Origin of the sequence: Mesorhizobium sp. M8A.F.Ca.ET.161.01.1.1 (assembly GCF_004792105.1) — a bacterium.
Lineage (GTDB): Bacteria > Pseudomonadota > Alphaproteobacteria > Rhizobiales > Rhizobiaceae > Mesorhizobium.
Genome location: NZ_SRTD01000002.1, coordinates 210,069 through 227,047 on the forward strand (window position 1 = coordinate 210,069; position 16,979 = coordinate 227,047).

The 16,979-nt window shown below is 59.9% G+C and carries 28 protein-coding genes; 14 read left to right on the forward strand and 14 right to left on the reverse strand.

Translation table 11 applies throughout. From position 1 onward, the window contains the following. Positions 1 to 3: 3 nt before the first annotated feature. The 6 genes from EN804_RS06020 to EN804_RS06045 are packed head-to-tail and all read left to right on the forward strand — an operon-like array spanning position 4 to position 2,297. Entirely contained in the window at positions 4 to 888 is an 885-nt protein-coding gene (locus EN804_RS06020) for a hypothetical protein (RefSeq protein WP_135918881.1), read from the forward strand. Continuing rightward, positions 888 to 1,106 carry a hypothetical protein gene (locus EN804_RS06025; RefSeq protein WP_135918882.1) on the forward strand — a complete coding sequence of 73 codons (219 nt, stop codon included), beginning with the start codon at positions 888 to 890 and terminating at the stop codon, positions 1,104 to 1,106. The genes EN804_RS06020 and EN804_RS06025 overlap by 1 nt, the downstream gene beginning before the upstream one ends. Continuing rightward, positions 1,106 to 1,297 carry a hypothetical protein gene (locus EN804_RS06030; protein ID WP_135918883.1) on the forward strand — a complete coding sequence of 64 codons (192 nt, stop codon included), beginning with the start codon at positions 1,106 to 1,108 and terminating at the stop codon, positions 1,295 to 1,297. The genes EN804_RS06025 and EN804_RS06030 overlap by 1 nt, the downstream gene beginning before the upstream one ends. 56 nt (positions 1,298 to 1,353) lie before the next feature. Next, positions 1,354 to 1,734 carry a hypothetical protein gene (locus EN804_RS06035; protein ID WP_135918884.1) on the forward strand — a complete coding sequence of 127 codons (381 nt, stop codon included), beginning with the start codon at positions 1,354 to 1,356 and terminating at the stop codon, positions 1,732 to 1,734. A 36-nt stretch (positions 1,735 to 1,770) separates the two neighbouring features. Then, entirely contained in the window at positions 1,771 to 2,061 is a 291-nt protein-coding gene (locus EN804_RS06040) for a hypothetical protein (RefSeq protein ID WP_135918885.1), read from the forward strand. 38 nt (positions 2,062 to 2,099) lie between these two features. Continuing rightward, positions 2,100 to 2,297: a hypothetical protein gene (locus tag EN804_RS06045; RefSeq protein ID WP_135918886.1), complete on the forward strand. Its 198-nt coding sequence runs from the start codon at positions 2,100 to 2,102 to the stop codon at positions 2,295 to 2,297. Positions 2,298 to 2,299: 2 nt separating this feature from the next. Here EN804_RS06045 and EN804_RS06050 read toward each other — a convergent pair whose 3' ends face one another. After that, a complete protein-coding gene (locus EN804_RS06050) occupies positions 2,300 to 2,509 on the reverse strand; it encodes a DUF982 domain-containing protein (protein WP_189524465.1) in 210 nt (69 codons plus the stop codon). Positions 2,510 to 2,611: 102 nt separating this feature from the next. Between EN804_RS06050 and EN804_RS37155 the strand changes: the two genes are divergently transcribed. The 7 genes from EN804_RS37155 (at position 2,612) to EN804_RS06090 (ending at position 6,800) form a co-directional block, all read left to right on the forward strand. Next, positions 2,612 to 3,424 (forward strand): dATP/dGTP diphosphohydrolase domain-containing protein, encoded by an 813-nt coding sequence (locus EN804_RS37155; RefSeq protein ID WP_189524464.1) that lies wholly within the window; start codon positions 2,612 to 2,614, stop codon positions 3,422 to 3,424. Next, a complete protein-coding gene (locus EN804_RS06065; RefSeq protein WP_135918888.1) occupies positions 3,424 to 3,672 on the forward strand; it encodes a hypothetical protein in 249 nt (82 codons plus the stop codon). The genes EN804_RS37155 and EN804_RS06065 overlap by 1 nt, the downstream gene beginning before the upstream one ends. Before the next feature lie 50 nt (positions 3,673 to 3,722). Then, positions 3,723 to 4,004, forward strand: coding sequence for a DUF2312 domain-containing protein (locus tag EN804_RS06070; protein WP_135918889.1), 282 nt, complete (start codon positions 3,723 to 3,725; stop codon positions 4,002 to 4,004). 41 nt (positions 4,005 to 4,045) lie between these two features. After that, positions 4,046 to 4,435: a hypothetical protein gene (locus EN804_RS06075; RefSeq protein WP_135918890.1), complete on the forward strand. Its 390-nt coding sequence runs from the start codon at positions 4,046 to 4,048 to the stop codon at positions 4,433 to 4,435. Positions 4,436 to 4,438: 3 nt separating this feature from the next. Continuing rightward, positions 4,439 to 4,834, forward strand: coding sequence for a hypothetical protein (locus tag EN804_RS06080; RefSeq protein ID WP_135918891.1), 396 nt, complete (start codon positions 4,439 to 4,441; stop codon positions 4,832 to 4,834). A gap of 268 nt (positions 4,835 to 5,102) precedes the next feature. Next, complete coding sequence (locus EN804_RS06085; protein WP_135918892.1) at positions 5,103 to 6,506, forward strand: site-specific DNA-methyltransferase; 1,404 nt, start codon at positions 5,103 to 5,105, stop codon at positions 6,504 to 6,506. A gap of 24 nt (positions 6,507 to 6,530) precedes the next feature. After that, the gene (locus EN804_RS06090; RefSeq protein ID WP_135918893.1) at positions 6,531 to 6,800 is read left to right on the forward strand and encodes a hypothetical protein; all 270 of its coding nucleotides are present in this window, start codon (positions 6,531 to 6,533) and stop codon (positions 6,798 to 6,800) included. 79 nt (positions 6,801 to 6,879) lie between these two features. On the opposite strand, the gene EN804_RS06095 is transcribed toward EN804_RS06090, so the two are convergent. From EN804_RS06095 to EN804_RS06125, 7 genes are all read right to left on the reverse strand, one after another. Further along, entirely contained in the window at positions 6,880 to 7,992 is a 1,113-nt protein-coding gene (locus EN804_RS06095; protein WP_135926982.1) for a hypothetical protein, read from the reverse strand. A 178-nt stretch (positions 7,993 to 8,170) separates the two neighbouring features. After that, a complete protein-coding gene (locus tag EN804_RS06100) occupies positions 8,171 to 8,419 on the reverse strand; it encodes a hypothetical protein (protein ID WP_246693371.1) in 249 nt (82 codons plus the stop codon). Further along, positions 8,416 to 8,775 (reverse strand): hypothetical protein, encoded by a 360-nt coding sequence (locus EN804_RS06105; protein ID WP_135918895.1) that lies wholly within the window; start codon positions 8,773 to 8,775, stop codon positions 8,416 to 8,418. Before EN804_RS06105 ends, EN804_RS06100 begins: the two co-directional genes overlap by 4 nt. Then, positions 8,690 to 9,118: a hypothetical protein gene (locus EN804_RS06110; RefSeq protein ID WP_135918896.1), complete on the reverse strand. Its 429-nt coding sequence runs from the start codon at positions 9,116 to 9,118 to the stop codon at positions 8,690 to 8,692. The genes EN804_RS06105 and EN804_RS06110 overlap by 86 nt, the downstream gene beginning before the upstream one ends. Next, a complete protein-coding gene (locus tag EN804_RS06115; RefSeq protein WP_135918897.1) occupies positions 9,118 to 9,747 on the reverse strand; it encodes a glycoside hydrolase family protein in 630 nt (209 codons plus the stop codon). Before EN804_RS06115 ends, EN804_RS06110 begins: the two co-directional genes overlap by 1 nt. Next, positions 9,734 to 9,976, reverse strand: a complete 243-nt coding sequence (locus EN804_RS06120; RefSeq protein ID WP_135918898.1) for a hypothetical protein — start codon at positions 9,974 to 9,976, stop codon at positions 9,734 to 9,736. The genes EN804_RS06115 and EN804_RS06120 overlap by 14 nt, the downstream gene beginning before the upstream one ends. After that, positions 9,973 to 10,197 (reverse strand): hypothetical protein, encoded by a 225-nt coding sequence (locus tag EN804_RS06125; protein ID WP_135918899.1) that lies wholly within the window; start codon positions 10,195 to 10,197, stop codon positions 9,973 to 9,975. The genes EN804_RS06120 and EN804_RS06125 overlap by 4 nt, the downstream gene beginning before the upstream one ends. Positions 10,198 to 10,332: 135 nt before the next feature. Here EN804_RS06125 and EN804_RS06130 point away from each other — a divergent pair, with 135 nt between their 5' ends. Next, positions 10,333 to 11,463 carry an acyltransferase gene (locus tag EN804_RS06130; protein WP_135918900.1) on the forward strand — a complete coding sequence of 377 codons (1,131 nt, stop codon included), beginning with the start codon at positions 10,333 to 10,335 and terminating at the stop codon, positions 11,461 to 11,463. Here the strand turns inward: EN804_RS06130 and EN804_RS06135 are convergent. Genes EN804_RS06135 through EN804_RS06160 form a run of 6 tightly spaced genes read right to left on the reverse strand, consistent with a single transcriptional unit; the run spans position 11,388 to position 16,977 of the window. Next, positions 11,388 to 11,828: a hypothetical protein gene (locus EN804_RS06135; protein ID WP_135918901.1), complete on the reverse strand. Its 441-nt coding sequence runs from the start codon at positions 11,826 to 11,828 to the stop codon at positions 11,388 to 11,390. The genes EN804_RS06130 and EN804_RS06135 overlap by 76 nt on opposite strands. 7 nt (positions 11,829 to 11,835) lie before the next feature. Next, positions 11,836 to 13,248 carry a hypothetical protein gene (locus tag EN804_RS06140; RefSeq protein ID WP_135918902.1) on the reverse strand — a complete coding sequence of 471 codons (1,413 nt, stop codon included), beginning with the start codon at positions 13,246 to 13,248 and terminating at the stop codon, positions 11,836 to 11,838. A gap of 12 nt (positions 13,249 to 13,260) precedes the next feature. Beyond that, entirely contained in the window at positions 13,261 to 15,579 is a 2,319-nt protein-coding gene (locus tag EN804_RS06145; RefSeq protein ID WP_135918903.1) for a phage tail protein, read from the reverse strand. Continuing rightward, on the reverse strand, positions 15,569 to 15,781 hold the full coding sequence (locus EN804_RS06150; protein ID WP_135918904.1) for a hypothetical protein: 213 nt from the start codon (positions 15,779 to 15,781) through the stop codon (positions 15,569 to 15,571). Before EN804_RS06150 ends, EN804_RS06145 begins: the two co-directional genes overlap by 11 nt. After that, a complete protein-coding gene (locus tag EN804_RS06155; RefSeq protein ID WP_135918905.1) occupies positions 15,778 to 16,020 on the reverse strand; it encodes a hypothetical protein in 243 nt (80 codons plus the stop codon). Before EN804_RS06155 ends, EN804_RS06150 begins: the two co-directional genes overlap by 4 nt. Positions 16,021 to 16,068: 48 nt before the next feature. After that, entirely contained in the window at positions 16,069 to 16,977 is a 909-nt protein-coding gene (locus tag EN804_RS06160; RefSeq protein WP_135918906.1) for a phage BR0599 family protein, read from the reverse strand. Between the last annotated feature and the right edge of the window lie 2 nt (positions 16,978 to 16,979).

A 16,979-nucleotide genomic window follows, 5' to 3' on the forward strand; every position in this document is an offset into this window, starting at 1 on the left:
GCCATGGAAAACGTGCCTGTCAAAGTGAAGCCGCTCGATCTGTCCACGGTGCTGCGCGACGCGTTTCTAGCCGGCCGTGGGCTCACGACTGGCGACAAGCTCAGCGAAGCCGATCAAGCCGCCTGGACGGAATATGATCCGACCAGGATGAACGCCTTCAACCGGATCACCGGGGCGCTGGAGGCATCCGAAAAACCTCTCGCCAACGCCGTCGCCCTCGTCGACAAGCACATCAACGCGGCCGTGCGGTGCAAGGACGAACCGATCTACAAGAACGGCGTGCCGATCGGCATAGTGATCCAGGACTACCGGGAACTGCGCGAGAGCATCGCAGCGCTCGCCGACCACCCGGCGCCGATCGCCTTTGTGAAAGCATTGGAATGGGACGCCAACAATCGCGCCGATGTCTACGCAGTCAGCGACTCCTACGGACAAGGCCCTAAGCCCTACTTTCTTTCCCGAGGCAGTCGCATAATCGGATGGTTCGAAACCGCCGAAGCCGCGAAAGTCTTTGCCCAAATCGATTTCGAGACGCGGACCCGTGCGGCTCTTGTCGATGCGGAGCGTCAGCCGGGACAACCGTTGCAGGTTGAAGTCGTAAGCGGTCGTCTGGTGATTTCGATCGGGGTTGCGGCGCTCGCGTTCGCAGTTCAGCACGCCGACAACCAGTGGCCCGAAGACATCTACATCACGGACCCCTACGACTTCGCAAAGGATGTCGCGCGGCAACTGAAAGCCGAAGCTGAAGACGGCACGACGCCTGTTTACGTCATGCTCGATCAAGCGGCTGTAAAGGCGAGCGAGCAAGGCTCTGACGGCGCTGACTATGGGCCTGTAACCGAAGGGATCGAGCTTGCTCGTATCCTCATGGAAAAGGGGCGGCGCTGATGCACACCGCCGTACAGATTGGTCTCGGATACGACCAGTGGGGCAATGCTCCTGAACTGCTCACCGAGGCCGACAAGCGCAACATCGATCGAGGGCGTTACTTGCGAGTTGGCGGTGACGCGCCTTGCCCCGGTTGCCGGGAAGCCTATCGCCTTCATCCGCAGGTCCAGGGCGCACTTTGGCTCAGGCGCGGCTGCCACCAACTGGTGAAGCTCTGATGAAACGCGTCCGCATCACGCTGCTTGTCACGGTCAGCGATGATCACGACGACGCGATGCCAACCATCGCTGAAGTCGGCGCCCATGTCTGCCGCGAAGTGAATGCGGCCAAGGGGCAATACCCGCTCGAAAGCTGGCAGCACGAAGTCGCGGCGACCGTCGAGCGGGTCAACCTGGTGAGGGATACATGAGTCTCACTGTTACCATGCCTATACGGTTTTCACCCACCAACACTAGGAGTTGAGAAATGTTTGACATCGTAGAGCCTCATGATGGCCCGGTAGTCGTCGGCCTTGAAAAGTTCGAAACGGTCTATGCCAAAGACCAACCTCAATATCGTCCCTTACGCACTCTACCGGGTCGGCGAGGGGATAGCGCTATCGCTCGTTTCCACTTCACCGATGAGCAGCGAAGAGCCATCGCGGAAGGGGCGGACATCTACCTTGAATTGCTGCATTTCCGGGGGCCGCTCGCGCCGAGTTTGATCATGGTCATGAGTGAGCCGGCCGATACGCACAATTTTCGCTCATGGTGGAAGGCTCAGACCAGCGCCCCATACCAATTGGATGCCGCGCCGGCCCCCACCGATCCTGGCCGCCCCGTCCCTGAACATGGATCGGGGCCATGAGCACAGGATGCAGGACCATAGGAATGGTCGCCGGAAATGCGCGACGTTTTAGGACCTGAAACTGAACAATTAGGAGAGCCAACAGTGCCACCGGAGATCAGCAATAAAGAAGCCATCCAGATGATGAGCCGCTGCAAGGATGAGATTTTGTCCCTACGAGCGCGCATCGATCATCTCCAGCCGAAGGCCGATGCCTACGACAACCTCGTTACGGTGTTGGGGCTACTGCCTAAGAAGAGCATCGGCATGGGCGAAGACTTGGTGTGGATATTGAACAGGCGCATCGGCGAGTTGGAGCCGAAACCAGAAGCGACGCAACAGACATGACCACAACATCTAGGGGTGTGGGTAGCAACCGGATAGGCATGACTGTTACCATCTCGTGGTGGGTTCTTCCGCTCACCACAACCATCGTCGCCTTCGCTTGGGCTTTGTGGAATGGCGACTACCGGCCGGCCACCGGCTACGGCTCAATTGGCAAGGGAATGGCAAACGCATTCCTGCTTGCCGTGGCGCTGATTGCGTCGCTGATCGCATGGCTGATTTGGGCCTTGCTGGCGTGACCCTACTCAGCCCGCCAAACCTTGGCCTCTTTCGCGGCAGCTTCAAACGCCAGGCGCGCCTCATCTACTGTGTGTTTGCCCTCCATCACGCCGTAGCAGATCGGATAGGCTGCCTTCAGCTTCGGGCCGACCTTCGGCCACGTCCGCATCTGCTCGATCGCCGTCTCGACCGACTTCACACCAAGCGCATGGCCGGTGGCGGTGTCCTTCACGTAAACGGGCGGCCAGAACCAAAGCATCCCTAATATTTGTGCCGGCCACGTCGGTTGGCAAGAACATGAGCAATATTCACGTTTAACGGGAAAGACACGAAAATGAACACGGTAATTGTTTACGGACCACAGGGCTGCGGCAAGACGACAAACGCGCAGGCGCTGCTGAAGCACTTCGGATGCGACAAGCTGCGTGACGATTGGACTTTATCCCGGCACCTGACCGAAGGCGCATTGCATCTTACGTCTGACGAAATGTCGGCAGAGGCAACGACGTTTCGTCAACTTTTCAGCAACGTTCGCGCGAAGCTGGTTTCATTCGATGAGGCCGTGGCCGAGATCAACGCTATGCTTGCGAAACCGACTGATGGCTCTAAAGCCAGCAACCCAAAGGATTCTGTCGGAGCCCGCAAGTGGCGCCAGTACGCCACAGTGCCAGCCACGGTCATCGCCGAACTCGGCGTCGCGATGCTCGAAGGCGCGGCAAAATACGGGCGTCACAACTACCGCGTAGCCGGCGTCCGCGCCTCGGTGTACGTCGATGCCGCGAAGGGTCATATCGACCAGTGGTGGGAGGGCGAGGACTATGACCCCGACGTTCCCGGCCAACGCCTGTCCCACATCACAAAGGCGATCGCCAGCCTGGTCGTCCTGCGCGATGCGATGATCCAGGATATGCTGAATGACGATCGGCCGCCGAAGGCGAAACTCGACAAGGTGCGGGCTGACATGCAGGTCACGGTCGAAGCGATTCTGGACAAGTACCCCGAGCCAAAGGCGCCCTTCACCGAGATCGGCGTGAAGAACGGCCAGGGTGTAACCGAGGTCAGGGTCGACGCCAACATCCATCTGACCGATATGAACTTCAATAAGGTGATAAGCGGCATCCTCGTACCAGGCAAGGGGATGGCGTGATGAGCCGCCGTCCTTTCAGAGCCGCAGCGCTCCACTTCCTGGTGCGGCGCTTTGTCAAGTCGGTCGACGGCAACTGCACCTATCGCGAGATCGAGGAAGGCACGGGAATCAACCGCGAGACGGCGCGTCGCATCTGCCATCGCTACGGCTATCCGATCGAGCACGATCGCGCAGCCCTGCCGCCTCCGGTCATGGCCGTTGACAGATTTATGGCTACCGGACGCACTTTCTCCCGCAATTCGTATTGACGGGCTCAATTTCACGTTTATAGTGATTTTCACCAAATCGGAGACATGGAATGCCATATCCCAAGAACAGCGACGACGACGATATCACCGAGACCAGCCAGACAGTCGCGGCCGGTCAGCTTCGCGCTCTCATCGAGCGCATCGAGCGGCTTGAGGAAGAAAAGAAGACCATCGCCGACGACATCAAGGAAATCTACGCGGAGGCAAAGGGGACCGGTTTCGACACGGCTGCGATCCGCGTGCTCGTCAGATTGCGCAAGAAGGATCAGGCTGAGCGCCAGGAGGCCGAGGCGATCCTTGATCTCTACAAGGCCGCGCTCGGCATGGTCTGACCGCCACCCTTTCACCAACTCAACATCTCGGAGACACCATCATGAAGCTCGGCGAACTGCGCGCGGCGATCCGCAAGACGAAGGAAACCCCGTTCGTCAACATCTACCCCTTCCCCGGCACCGACAAGGGCTTCCGCTTCGCCTTGCAGAAGACGCCACTGCTCGCCGAACTCGAAGTCGTCTATCCGGGCGGCAAGGCCGTGGAAACCCACCTGGAATTCGACGTGGCGACGGGCAAGCTTTTCTGTCCTACCTACGAGTCGTACATGGGCACCACGAAGGAGGAAACGGCCGCCGCCTTCGAAAATTCGACCGTGCAGCCCGGTTCCGACTCGAGCGACGACGATCTCGACCTCGACCTCGGCGATGTGCCGGTACGCGGCGTGAGCCCCGTCGAACGCAGCAACGATCTCGACGACCTGTTGGTGTGATCCATGACCGACGCTGAACTCGGTCTCAAGCTCGTCACGGCGCTGCGCTCGATCTCGGACTCGCGGGATGCTCGCGGCGCCCCGGTGAGAGGCAAGCTCACCAGCCTCGCCTTGAACATCGGGCCGGAAGGCTGGCAGGCCATTTCCCAGTTCTGGTTGACCAACGACTGGAACGTTTGCGTTGGCAAAGACCCGGCCGCTTGCCTGCTCGACGTGCTGACCAAGCAGCCCGATCTGTCGGAGCCCTACGATCCGAAGAAGCGGCTCATCGCTGCGGCGAAGCCGGTGCTTCCGGCGAAGGAGATCATGGTCGCCGGCAAGGCTGCGATGAGCGAGGCGGCAGCGGTGTTCCCGCCACCTGCGTCAAGCGCCAACGACCTGGACGATTTGCTTGTCTGATGCGGCGCTTTTCCTACGAGTGGATCGAGGAAGAAACGGAGCCGCATTGGACCGAAAACCTCTATGCGATATTTGACTCCGTACACGGACACAGCGAACAATGCGCCGTGGCCTATACAATAACGCGGGACGACGCAGAACGTATCGTTGACGCGCTGAACTTGGCTTACGACAATACGGCCACCACCAAATCCAAGCCGAAGACCAATATATACGATCTTAGCGATCTTCTTAACTAAGAGTTCACTTTTAACGGGACATTCACGAGATGGGCGGCAGGGTAACACTACATGCGGGCGACAACCGTGTCAGCTTGCGCCGCCTTATCGATCAGGGCGTCCGCGTCCATTCGGTTGTGTGTGATCCGCCCTACGCCTTGACCAGCATCACCAAGCGCTTCGGCAAGAAGGGCTCGGCCTGCGCGCGCACCGAAGGCAACGACGGCAGTTTCGCGCGGCTGTCGGGTGGCTTCATGGGAAAAATTTGGGATGCCACCGGCATCGAGCGCGATCCTGAATTCTGGAAGCTTGTCTACGAAATCCTGCTGCCGGGTGGCTACGTGTTCGCCTTCTCTGGTGCCCGCACTGGCCACTGGCAGGCTTGCGCCATGGAAATAGCCGGCTTCATCATGCACCCGATGCACGGATGGGTGTACGGCCAAGGCTGGCCAAAGCCGACCTACATAAAGGGCGTTCCTGAATGGGAAGGATGGGGCTACGGCACGCAATCGCAAAAGCCGGCGCTTGAGCCGATCTACCTCGGCCAGCGCCCCTTCAGCACCAAGACTGCCATGCCGAGCATCCTCAAGCACGGTGTCGGCGCCTTCAACATAAAGGGCTGCACCGTTGGCGATGGCAGCGAAAGCATCTCGCGCGATGGCGAAGCCGCCATGGATCGTCGCTACAACGAGAGCGGTGCAACGGACTTCGCGGCGCTGCCTGGTGCTGCCCGTGGCGGCTCACCGGAAGGGCGCGGGCCGGCCAACCTGATCCTGGACGGCTCGCCGTCCGTCGTAGACCTGTTCCCTGTCACGCGCAGCGGCAAGCCTGGTGTGATGCGCAAGGGCCGCAACGACGGAGCCACATACGGCGCCGAGAGCCGCGCGCCAGGCACAGCGATGACCGGCTACGGCGACGAAGGCTCGAACGCCAGGTTCTTCCACCAGTTCGCGCCGACCGAGGAAGACTACCAGTGGGCGATCGATGCCGGCCGGATCTCCGACGACCGTGGCGACGCCATCATTTACAACGCAAAGGCGAACAAGGCTGACCGCGCGGCATCCAAGCATCCGACCGTCAAGCCGATCGCCCTGCTGCAATACCTCATTCGCCACATCACCCCGGCCGGTGGCGTCGTGCTCGATATGTTTGCCGGGTCAGGCACGACCGCCGAGGCCGCGAAGCGCGAGGGGTTCGACTGCATCCTCATGGAAGCGGAACCAGAATACCTTGAATTTTTACACACCCGCTTTCATTTTGCGAGTGATACTGATATAGGAATAAATGCCTTGGCGCAGAAAGGAGCAACTGATGAAAATTTCATCAATGCCGATTTATGTCTGATTGACATTCTTGGTGAAAACGTGTTGTCGACGCGAGACGGCTTTGAGCCTGTCGCGCAGCCCGGATCGTTAGATTTCGCAGGCCACGATCTGACAGCCTTGTTGTATTAAGCCTGCTTTTCAGGGATCAAAGGCATGAAATTCGAAGAACTCACATTCGTGGGGATTGATAGCAGCGGGGAATTTCCGAAACCGTTACCGTGGAACCCGAAACGCACTGGAAACTATTCTGAAGACTGCGCCACCGGACGCGAATGCTTCCGTGAGTTGCATGAGTTTATGCTAATGTGCGACAACCCCTCTTTCCTGGTGCGCGTTTTGAGCGCTCAGGTGCAGGGCGGAACCTGGGAGGGTGTCGAGATCGGCTTTAGCCAGGCCATGAGCGAGAAGCTTTTCCTCGCCTGAACTGGGCTTCCCACCTTAGACGACCTGTCGATGTCTCACCGGGAACCGAGGGCTTGCGCCCCGGTGGACATCGACAGATTCAGAACCACTCGGTGAACCGCGCCCTCTGGCCTATCGTCGGGTGATAGACGAAGCACTCCACACCTTGGCGATTGACGTACGCATTGCGATCGTGCCAGCCGTCCGGTGCCGAGGGCGAGCGAACATACTCGATATTCAGATGATGGCCTTCACCCATCGGCGTTCCGCTGATGTGCGCGGTCATGCCGTTGTGGTCCTTCTCGCGCAGGAACTCGATCTCGCCCCTGGTCTTCCTGATCTTGTGGTGGACGTGATGCAAGAGCCAGTAGAGGTTCAGGCAATCCGAGATGTGCTCCCGAGCTTCCTTCACCATCACGCCGTAGAGCTTTTCTTCCTTCGCGCCATCACCATGGGTGAGGCCGAACAGGTTGCGCTCGAACCTGTAATATTTGCGATGCGCTTCCGACAGATTGTAGTCCGTGGCACGCACACGCGGATTGCCACGGAGCCGGCCGGCGACTGCCTGACTGAGAGCCCATCCCATCAGCCAATCGTGGTTCGACATGCAGTGGATGAGATCAACGTCAGCGAGGCCCGACGCCTCGTTGATGGCGACTTCGAGCGCCGCGCCGGCATCCTTGAAGCCTTGGAAGATCGTGCCGTCCGAGTCCTGATATGTGCCGCTCGTCGTGGATGTGCGGGGACCGTCGACATGGAGGATATCGTTGCCCATGACGAACAGGATGCGGCCGATGCCCCATGGCTTTGCCATGCGGAGCAGGGATTTGGTGCCTTCGATCACGCGGTGTCGAGCCACTTCGCGATTGTAGACGTGGCCGGTCTCTGATTGGACGCAGAGCTTCAGGAAGTGAACGTCGGCCAGGTCGATGACCAAAAGGTGGTCGCCAGCGGGCTCGATCAGACGTGGCGGTAGATGACTCAACTGCGTAGGCGTTTCCAGAATGGTTTCCCGCACCAGGTCTTCGATACGGGTATCCCGGCCGGTGCGCGGATTCTTCACGAACAGCGAATAACCACTGCCCGTGTCATCCTTCACGATCTTCCAGAAGTGCGATAGGTTGCGCGGGTCCTCGATCCCACCCGCCTCGGCAGCTTCGAGGATTGCCGCATCGTCAACGACTTGTTCGCGGGCAGCCTCGGCGCCCAACATGCCGCGCTCTCGGGCACGCGTCAGGCGGTTCTTGAAGGTCTTCAGATTGAGCCCGAGGGCGTTAGCCGCGTCTACGGCGCTGCCATGTGTGATCATGGCATCGGCCGCAGCCCTGGCTAGGTCGTCTGGCAATCGTGGTGTTGGCAAAATTATGCTCCAACTCGTTTGCGCCTGTCGCTCATGGCGACGGAGTGCCTTTGATGGCGAGCCAGATCAGCCCGAGGATGCCTGCGGTGACGACGGCGGCGGCCGTAAGCATGGTTTGGCGCTTCACGGTGCCCGTGGACTCGCGCCAATTCCGCAGGAACTGCATGTCCGCCTGCGCTTCGAGCGGCTTGTCAGGGTCGAGCCCGAGCGTGATGAAGGTTTCCTTCACAGCTTCGCGCGCCGCCTGCCGGGCGATCTCGTGAATTTGAGCCTCGGTCACGGCTTCGGCTCCCGAGCCTTGAAATTTTTGTCGTACCAGGCGGCGCATTCGTCGGTCTGCTTGTTCGCATCGCCGAGCGCGTTGTCGGCCTTCTGGTTCGCGACATCGAGACGATCGTGCAGGGTCACGCCGCTGTGGTGGTGTCTGCGGCAGTCGGTCGGATAGACCGGCATCCGCCGAGCCTCCAGCACGCGCTTCTCGGCCTCGGCGAGCGCCACGCGAACGGACTCGGCCTTGGCCTTGTCGCTGTACGCCTGATTGAGCCGAAACCTATCGGTTCCGCAGCCGCTCAAGCAGACGCTGGTCAACGCGGCAGTCAGCAGCAACCGGCTGCGCTTCGATCTGTGCCAGTTCATCGGCCTGGTTCTTTCTGTCGATTTCGGAAATGGTGAGTTTCGCTTCGAGATCGAAGCGCGAGCGACGTTCGGTCTCGGCGATCTGGCTGGCTTGGGCGGCGGCGCTGTCGCTCCACTCGCGGATGCGACGCTCCGAGTCGAGCTTGGCGTTCAGCGCCTCGATCTCGGCGCCCGCAACGAGTTTGGTGACGGCCCTGTCAACCGCCGTGCGGACGGCCGACGACTTGTCGAAATAGAGCCATGCGCCCGCGACCAGGAAGACCCACACGGGCAACGTGATGCCGAAGGTGAGGACGGGCAGCACCCACTTGCGCAGGAAGGCGACGACTGCGAGCCAGGTCATCACTGACCCCTTTTGGGGAGGCTGCTCATGCAGACCTCGCCTTCGCCAATGCGCGCTTCGTCACCCATACCCCGACGCCTGTTAAGGCCCTCGATCTCTTCGCCCCCGGCCTTGTTGAAACGAAGCTGAGCAGCGCAGCCCTTCGCGTATTCGCCGGCCATGTGGAACCGGGTCGCCGATGAGCCGGCCATACCCTTCCTCGACTTGATCGAGCCAACGCCGAAGTTGTAGGCACCGGAAAGCATCGCTGCTTGGACACCGACCGGGAAGTTGAGGAAACCGGGGACCTCGCGAACCAGCGGGAGCCAGTAGTCATGGTAGATTTGCTCGCGGGTCATTTGCTCACACTGCGGGCGCGTGAATGACATATTCGGGCCGACCGGCTTGCCGTTGATGCGGGTGATGCCGGCGCAGATGTCGTAAATCTTGGCGAACCGGTCCCAATGCGACTTCAGCACCATGCCTTCCCAGGGAAGGATCAGATAGTCCGTGGCAAGGATGACGGCCGGTGGGAGCACCTTCGGCGTGGTGTCACGCTGCGACTGCCAGCCGCCGAGGGCAGCGGCAACGATAGCAGCCGCGATTGCACCCTTGCCACGCTTCGTGGCAACGATCTTATTTATCGGCATCGGGGGCTCCCGAGAGTTGCTTTTGAACGATGACGCGCGCCGGGATTGCCAGGGCGGCAAACAGACCGGCAAGTAGGGCGAATGGGACAGGCGAGATCGGCACGTAGCCGCCAAGCAGCGGCCAGGCATATTCTGCGCCACAGAGCACCCAGCAAACGAAGCCGAAGGCGTTCAGGTGCAGGCTGTGGGAATGCCGCACTACCTTGCCGGTGTTAGGAAGGAGCTTCATCCTTGGAACTCGCCGCTCAGACAGGCGGCCTCGATCGGCTCCTGAATGTGTCGCCACTTGGCCAGTTGCAGCGCGCAGTGGTTGGGCTCGATCAGCCGCGACAGGATGCGGCAGAACAGACATTGGGCGCCGTACCGCTCGGCGATCCTGGCGCACAGCGTCTGGTCTCCGCGTCCGCCGCAGAGCCGATTCAAGAGTCCTGAGAGCCGATAAAAGTTCATGGGTTGCCCGCCACGCGGTCAGGTGGAAGGCCCACTTATCGCACGTTCAAACGTGATTATCAAGTTAAACGTGATTTTATGCCACGGAAGGCTTCAACGCTTGAATAGTGCTGCAATTTAGGCAATGAGAATTCAATGCACACGGCCTACAGCAATCCAGACCCCGCGAAGACAGATCAGCTTGATGGCTTGCGTTTTTTCGCTTTTGCCGCAGTGTTCTTCTTCCATTTCCAACCTTCGCCTGAATATTCGTCCGTGCTTATGTTTCAAAAGCAGGGCTGGGTCGGCGTCGAAGTGTTTTTCGCTTTGTCGGCATTCCTGCTTTTCCGATTGTTCGAGCAGGAACAGCGACGCAACGGCAGGATCAGTTTCTCGCGATTCTATGCGAGACGCCTGCTGCGCATTTATCCATTGATGATCCTTTTCCCGATCGCCATGCTCCTGGCCTACGGAGCACAAGGCGCGGAGGCATACGGGTGGCTGCTCAGCCTCGCCTCGTTCGTCAGCAACTATCTCTACTGGTTTCCAGAAAAGGCTCGCTCCATAACCAACACCGGCCACTTGTGGACGCTCTCCTACGAGTTCCAAATCTACCTGGTTCTCCCGATGCTGTTCCTCACCTATCGAGCCATCGGCACAAGGGCATTCATGCTTGCCCTATTGTGCGTCTTGCCGGTGTGCTTTCTCGGCCGTGCTTCGTTTGCACTCAGTGGGATGTCCGTCCAGTGGGTCTATGTGACGCCCATGCTCAGGCCAGAATCAACGGTGGCAGGTCTTCTGGTCGCTCTTGGGCTGGGGCGCAATCTACCAATTCCCGTTGTAAGCATTGCCTTCCTGGCAAGCTGCGCCGGTCTCGTTCTGCTCCCCGATATGCACACCCAACTCGGCTCGGTTTTCGTCTATCTCACCGCCGCGATCTTCACAGGATCGCTGTTGCACCTGGCACTCTATGCCAAAGCCTTTGCGCAACTCCTACGCTGGCGCCCCCTCGCGTACCTTGGAAGAATCTCGTTCGGCCTATACGTCTTTCATCTATGGGCCTTTGTTGAAGGAATGAGCCTGCTTCGCATGACGCCCATTCCAGAGAATTACGCTACTCGATGCCTGGCGGGCATGTCGCTCTGCATCGTGGCCGCGACGGTCAGTTATTACCTACTCGAACGCCCAATTCTGCGTTTGAAGCCTCGCGCTCAGTCGGCGAAGATCACGGTCGGATCGCCGCCGATCAGCGCAAGCATTGCCAGGGCTGTCGGATCGGTTGAGTAGATATCAGTGCGGGCGTTCCAGCGTTCCTGCGTATAGAGATCGGCAGCTTCGAGTACCGTTTTGGCTGCGGTGAGTAGTCCCGCTGTGTGTAGCCTGTCGATGATTAAGCGTTTTGGCACGAGCCGTGGCGGTTTCTGGTCTGCCGGCAAGCCTTCGGGGAAGCGTGTACGCAAGACCTCCCAAAGCTCACTTTCGCTGGCGATCCGGGTAGGTACGACATCGACCAAATCGCTCGAAAGACAGCCGGCGTTTAACGCGTCATCGACCGTGAGAAACATATCTGCCGGCAAAACGACGTAGGCCGCAGCCTCGCTCGACCATACGCGGCTCTCGTCCGCGCCGACGATCCAAAATTGACGCATCATGACCCCTCTAATTGTAAAGGCCGAACGGCGTAACGCTCGGATTTGTGCCCGTGCCAGCAGCATTCCCAGGTAGATAGGAAGTGCCGGCGTTGTTGGTGTTGATGACGCCGTTCAAAGCTGCATTATATCGCGATCCTGTCGCGCTGCCCACAAACGTATTCACTGGAACGTTGATGTATCCGCCGAAGGCGTTGGCAAATTGGGTGCCGAAAGCCGGTGTCCCAGTGATGGTGATGGTCTTGCCAACACAGGCGACGAGGCCGTATGCTTCTGCCCACCAGTGCTTTGATGCCGCCCCGGTAATGTTGTAATTGGCATTTACGGTGATCGCTGCGTCATTGTCGGCCAGCATGTGACCGCCAGCGCAGGCGCCAAAGTCCATCTTGCCATCAATAGTAATCTGACTTTTGTTAGTCGCCCAAATACATTGACCGGACGTTGCTGTCTGGAGCTTGACACCACTAATCGAAAGTCGGACACCAACGCCACTAGTTGAAAAACATGTGTTGCCAGTTGTCGACACTATGACGTTCGAGGGCGTTGTCGGATCGCCGACGACGTAAACCAACCCGCCCACGAACGGACTTATAACGTTAACAGCCCCGGTATACGTTCCCGCACCGACCTGAATGTTGACGTTGAAACCCGCCAAGTCTAGCGTGAGTGCAACATTGATCGCCTTTTGTATTGTCAGGAAGGCGCCGCCGCTACTGTCCACAAGGCCGGTATTGGCATCGTTGCCGTCTGTTCGGACATAGTAGGTCCGGTTTGCAGTCAGAACCTCGCGGCGTGCCCAACCGAGGATGGTGGCGACACTTGTTGAAAGATCACTGATCTGTTTCTGCAACTTCCCGACTGCCGACAGAACCGTGTCAGTCGCCGCAATGACACCGCCTGTCGCGACGGAAAGTCCCGTCAGAACGGCAGCCCTGACTCGCGCATCGGTATAATACTTGTTGGTTGCACCCTCGGGCACCGCGTCAGTCGAACCCGGCGAAGCGACGAGTTGGATATAGACCGAACCGCTCCAACGGTATTCGGCGTTGGTGTCGAGCGTGATGTAAATCTTGCCAGTCTCGCCGGTTCCAGGAAGCGCGGCAAAGTTAGCGAACTCCAGCACATCGTCCACGTAGGACGGCAGAACGGCCGCCGCAATCTTGCCACTGCCGTCGAGCACCGGAACGTTGCCGGCCGACGTACCTGCGCTGAGTGCTGCGGCTGAGCCAAGCGTCGGCTTGCCGGCCAGGTCGGCATAGGCGCCCGTGGTGGCCACGGCGGCTAGTTCTGCCGAGAAGGCTGCACTGTCGGCCAGGTCCTTGATGCGGCCACGCAGATCGGCGGGAGAGATTTCCGCCGACGTGTTGTCGGGCAGAAGCGTGTCGGCGTCGCTGTTGATCTGTGCGCGAGTTCTAACGGTCATATGCTGAATCCTTTAACCAAAGCCGGTGTTGAAACCAGGCGAGAAACTTGATCCGACCTGCATGGTGCGTTTCATGCCCTGCAGCGATTGCTTGCCGTCGCGCTCGGCCGTCACTGTGATGGCCAGTTGTTTGCGGCCATTCAGGTCGGCGAGCGGGATCACCTTCGACGTGCCCGTGAGCCCCGAGTAAGAGACGATCGGATTGCCGGCGAAGTCAGTGACGGTGATCTTCGTCGTCTGGCCCGCCTCGCCTGCCACGTCCGCGTCCGTCCACTTCATGGCCTGAGTGGACTCGAGAATGCGGTTGCGGTTCGACCAGGTGACGGTGATGTCGGAGATTCCGACGCCACTGATCGCGCCGAAGGCAACGCCGTTGACCTTCACGTTCGCCGGTCGGTTGGGTTGGTACGGCCGCTCGCTCAGCGTGACGTTCACTTGCGGGGCGTCCGCAAGTGCGAGCAAGCCATTGGTCGTCCGCGTCAAAATCCAGTAGGACGCATCTTCGAAAGCCGAGCGGACGGTCGGATCGGCAACCGTGTCGCTGGCCGGAATGACGAACGCTTGCGTGCCGGCCGTCCATGCCCGTGGAATGGTGTCGAGCATCCCCCGGTTGATGTGCACACCATCCACGTCGATCGATTGCACCGTGGCGATCTCGGTGAATTCGTCGGCTCCCGTGCCGATCATCATAAAGTCGCCTGCGGACGGAGAATATCCGCGCAGCCCGCCGAAAGTGGCGATCGTGCTCGTCGCTTCCGCCGCAAGATCAGCATCCAGTGCCCATGCGCCACGATAGGGCCGCGTGCCGAGGCTTGCCTGCGATGGCGTGCCGTTGACATCGGTGACGTTCGACACCAGGTCGAAGTTCACGTCGTCGTCGCTGTCGGGGCCGACGCTGACGGCGCTGAGCACTTCCGGGTACACGAGTTCCGAAGGATCACTAAGGTTCAGCGCTGCTGCCGTCATGAAGGCCGGCGCGGTGCCGATTTGATAAACCGTGGCTGGCGACGGCGGAACGGAGGGATTCACCCATCCCGTGTCGCCTGGCGTCAGGTAGCTTGCCGAGTCGAGGCCGAAGATGTCTTCGTAGAGCGACAGTTCGACGGTGTTCTCGCCCTTGCTGACTTCGGAGACGCGGAACACGATCTGGTCGATGTTGCGTTCCGGCCAAGACAACTTCACCACGTCGCTGCTGACGGTCTTGAAGAACTCGCGCGAGACGGTCGCGGTGCACGTGGCAATCGGGTTGACCATGGTCGCGAGATCGCGATCGGCAACCTTGATGGCCAGCGCCTGGTGAGGAACGCCGTAATAGTTCTGGCCGCTGGAAACGACACCACCCTCGGCCGCGATGCCGGCCAGGTCTTGGCTCGTCACAGAGGCATCCTTGCCGGTCTCGGCATTGGTGTAGGTGACGACGACTTCGTTGGAGATGTCACCCCAAGTCTTGCGCTTGAAAGTCGACAGTTTCGCGTTGCTCGGATCGATGACGGGCAGCGTGTCAACGTCATAGTCGCCGCGCAGCAGTTTGAGCGTGTGCTTGCCGGTCGACGGATCGACGAACGCCGCGCCGCGAATATGGGTTAGAATCTCGCCGACGAACTTCCCGACTTCGCTCTGTCGGGTCCAGATCATGTTGAGGCACATGCCCTCGTCGTAGAGGGTCTGAGCGGCAGTCTCGAAGGCCGCTTTGTTGATCGCGGACGGAAGCTCGCCCATGCCCCAATCGGTATTGGTGAGGCATTCGTAGATCATGTGGCCGGGGTTCGAGGCGTATTGCTGGTTGCCGTTCGAATCGTCAGGAATGCGGATGAGCGCGATGGCCGGATTGAGGCCGATCGACGGGCGCCGTACCCGCGCTGCCAGCGCGCGCAGGTAGGGATTGTTGGCCCCGAAATAGAAGCCCGCCTTGTTGTTGGCGGGGTTGCCCATGAGGCCCATGAGAATGCCGATCGACCACCATGGCGGGTTGCTCGGCTCGGCGGCGCCCCTGATGCCCGTGAGAAAAAAGCTGGCCAGCCCTCGAAAGCCGGGGCAGGTCGCGCTGGTGAGCCCTAGCTTCTTGGCTAGTGTTTCCGGCAGCACCTGATCGGATTTGCCGGGCAGCCACCACAGCAGGCCCTTGACGCCGCCTTCTTTCTTGACGCCGCCGAACAGGTCGCCTCTGTTAATCGGGAATAGACCTTGGTCGGCGGCTGCGCCGCGCCAGAACTCCTTGTCGCCGTATTTCAAGGCGACCAGGTTCAAGCCGTCGCCGGCAGCACAGATGCCCACATGCTGGGACATCGTGTATTCGTGGATTTCGATCTTGTTATCGGATTTACCGCCCATCGCCAGTGTCCCTGGCTTGGATCATTTCCACCGCGCGATCGATCTGCGCGTCAAAGCCGTGGCCCATCAATTCGGAGGCCGACGCCCCTTCCCTGATGAACCTGGCGAAATCCACCCCGGCCGCGTCGAGATGCTTCTTGATGCCCTTGACGCAGTAGAGGACGCGAAGGTCCGCGATCGTGATGTGCGGATCATTCGTCATGCATCGACCTGCCTGGTGGTGGTCGCCTTGTCGCCGAACCAGATGATGTTGACGCCCGTCACCCACATTTCGCCGAACACGACCGGAATGGGGCGACCACCCTCTGCCGTTGGGTTATCCATGTCGGTCACTTCCTGGGTCTTGTCGCTCTTGGGCTTCGGCATCAGCAGATAGCCGAGCACTTGCAACCCGACGCCGATGAGAAGGTTGATCAGCAATGGCAGGAGGAAGAACGGCATGGCACTCTCATCGCACTTTTTTGCGTGATTGTCACGTAAAACGTGATTTTAGTAGAACTGGTTCTTTTGCGAAAGAGGATTTTCCAAGGGGATGAAGGGCTGGCCGCCGTAGTTGTGAATGTTGTTGGCGACGCCCGTCACGCTGTTGGTGTGCTGGCTGCAGCCGGTCATCTGGCGGTTGCAGCCTCGGATCACCGACAGCGGCGTGCCGGGAGCCAGGCCCCGCGCTATGCCACGGATCGTGACTTCCGTGCCATCCGGGCGCACCGACGAGATCGTGCGAAGTTCCTTGCGCCCGTTGTCGGAGTTCGCCCATTCGAGCAGCCCGCCGACATAGCGATCCGCGTTCGCGACCGCCGTATCAAGCGTGATCTTGTTTCGGGTGACGGATGCCACGGCCTTGGTAACGGTCGCCGCCGTCTTGCTGGCGCGGCACTGCGGCCCGAACAGCACATGCGGGCACCCGACCTGGTAGTTGCGCCGCAGCCCCGGCTGCTTGATCTTGGTCGAGATCGGGAGACAGCTTAGAAGCTGCTCGTTGGTGTCGTTGTAGGCGCCTGAAACGATGCGGCCCATCCACGTCGCCGGGAAGTTTTCCTCGGTCACGGCATCGCCGATATGGCCCTCAAAGATCGTCAGGTTGACCACTTGTGACGGCGGATAGGCGAGGAACAGCGTGTCCATCTCTGGATGGCCGAATGACATGGTCACGGTGATGTCGGACTTGTCGAGCGTGCCGTCATGCGAGATGTCGCTGTTCTTGATCGGCCATGGGTCGAAGACGACGTTGACGGGATCGCCATTGTCGTCGAGCACCGGCCGCGTGATCGGCGCCTCGCCATTGTTGAAGGCGAACGGCCCGAGCGGCACGTCGTCGCTAAGGTTGGCGCCCTGGATGAGGTACAGCTTGACCGGCTGCCCGGTGTAGCGGCTTGATTCGCGCGTATCGACGGTCATTG

Bases quoted from the DNA above. Each gene is read 5' to 3' on its own strand.
- EN804_RS06020 (WP_135918881.1), top strand. From the start codon at position 4: ATGGAAAACGTGCCTGTCAAAGTGAAGCCGCTCGATCTGTCCACGGTG.
- EN804_RS06025 (WP_135918882.1), top strand. From the start codon at position 888: ATGCACACCGCCGTACAGATTGGTCTCGGATACGACCAGTGGGGCAAT.
- EN804_RS06030 (WP_135918883.1), top strand. From the start codon at position 1,106: ATGAAACGCGTCCGCATCACGCTGCTTGTCACGGTCAGCGATGATCAC.
- EN804_RS06035 (WP_135918884.1), top strand. From the start codon at position 1,354: ATGTTTGACATCGTAGAGCCTCATGATGGCCCGGTAGTCGTCGGCCTT.
- EN804_RS06040 (WP_135918885.1), top strand. From the start codon at position 1,771: ATGCGCGACGTTTTAGGACCTGAAACTGAACAATTAGGAGAGCCAACA.
- EN804_RS06045 (WP_135918886.1), top strand. From the start codon at position 2,100: ATGACTGTTACCATCTCGTGGTGGGTTCTTCCGCTCACCACAACCATC.
- EN804_RS37155 (WP_189524464.1), top strand. From the start codon at position 2,612: ATGAACACGGTAATTGTTTACGGACCACAGGGCTGCGGCAAGACGACA.
- EN804_RS06065 (WP_135918888.1), top strand. From the start codon at position 3,424: ATGAGCCGCCGTCCTTTCAGAGCCGCAGCGCTCCACTTCCTGGTGCGG.
- EN804_RS06070 (WP_135918889.1), top strand. From the start codon at position 3,723: ATGCCATATCCCAAGAACAGCGACGACGACGATATCACCGAGACCAGC.
- EN804_RS06075 (WP_135918890.1), top strand. From the start codon at position 4,046: ATGAAGCTCGGCGAACTGCGCGCGGCGATCCGCAAGACGAAGGAAACC.
- EN804_RS06080 (WP_135918891.1), top strand. From the start codon at position 4,439: ATGACCGACGCTGAACTCGGTCTCAAGCTCGTCACGGCGCTGCGCTCG.
- EN804_RS06085 (WP_135918892.1), top strand. From the start codon at position 5,103: ATGGGCGGCAGGGTAACACTACATGCGGGCGACAACCGTGTCAGCTTG.
- EN804_RS06090 (WP_135918893.1), top strand. From the start codon at position 6,531: ATGAAATTCGAAGAACTCACATTCGTGGGGATTGATAGCAGCGGGGAA.
- EN804_RS06095 (WP_135926982.1), bottom strand. From the start codon at position 7,992: ATGTTGGGCGCCGAGGCTGCCCGCGAACAAGTCGTTGACGATGCGGCA.
- EN804_RS06105 (WP_135918895.1), bottom strand. From the start codon at position 8,775: ATGAACTGGCACAGATCGAAGCGCAGCCGGTTGCTGCTGACTGCCGCG.
- EN804_RS06110 (WP_135918896.1), bottom strand. From the start codon at position 9,118: ATGACCTGGCTCGCAGTCGTCGCCTTCCTGCGCAAGTGGGTGCTGCCC.
- EN804_RS06115 (WP_135918897.1), bottom strand. From the start codon at position 9,747: ATGCCGATAAATAAGATCGTTGCCACGAAGCGTGGCAAGGGTGCAATC.
- EN804_RS06120 (WP_135918898.1), bottom strand. From the start codon at position 9,976: ATGAAGCTCCTTCCTAACACCGGCAAGGTAGTGCGGCATTCCCACAGC.
- EN804_RS06125 (WP_135918899.1), bottom strand. From the start codon at position 10,197: ATGAACTTTTATCGGCTCTCAGGACTCTTGAATCGGCTCTGCGGCGGA.
- EN804_RS06130 (WP_135918900.1), top strand. From the start codon at position 10,333: ATGCACACGGCCTACAGCAATCCAGACCCCGCGAAGACAGATCAGCTT.
- EN804_RS06135 (WP_135918901.1), bottom strand. From the start codon at position 11,828: ATGATGCGTCAATTTTGGATCGTCGGCGCGGACGAGAGCCGCGTATGG.
- EN804_RS06140 (WP_135918902.1), bottom strand. From the start codon at position 13,248: ATGACCGTTAGAACTCGCGCACAGATCAACAGCGACGCCGACACGCTT.
- EN804_RS06145 (WP_135918903.1), bottom strand. From the start codon at position 15,579: ATGGGCGGTAAATCCGATAACAAGATCGAAATCCACGAATACACGATG.
- EN804_RS06150 (WP_135918904.1), bottom strand. From the start codon at position 15,781: ATGACGAATGATCCGCACATCACGATCGCGGACCTTCGCGTCCTCTAC.
- EN804_RS06155 (WP_135918905.1), bottom strand. From the start codon at position 16,020: ATGCCGTTCTTCCTCCTGCCATTGCTGATCAACCTTCTCATCGGCGTC.
- EN804_RS06160 (WP_135918906.1), bottom strand. From the start codon at position 16,977: ATGACCGTCGATACGCGCGAATCAAGCCGCTACACCGGGCAGCCGGTC.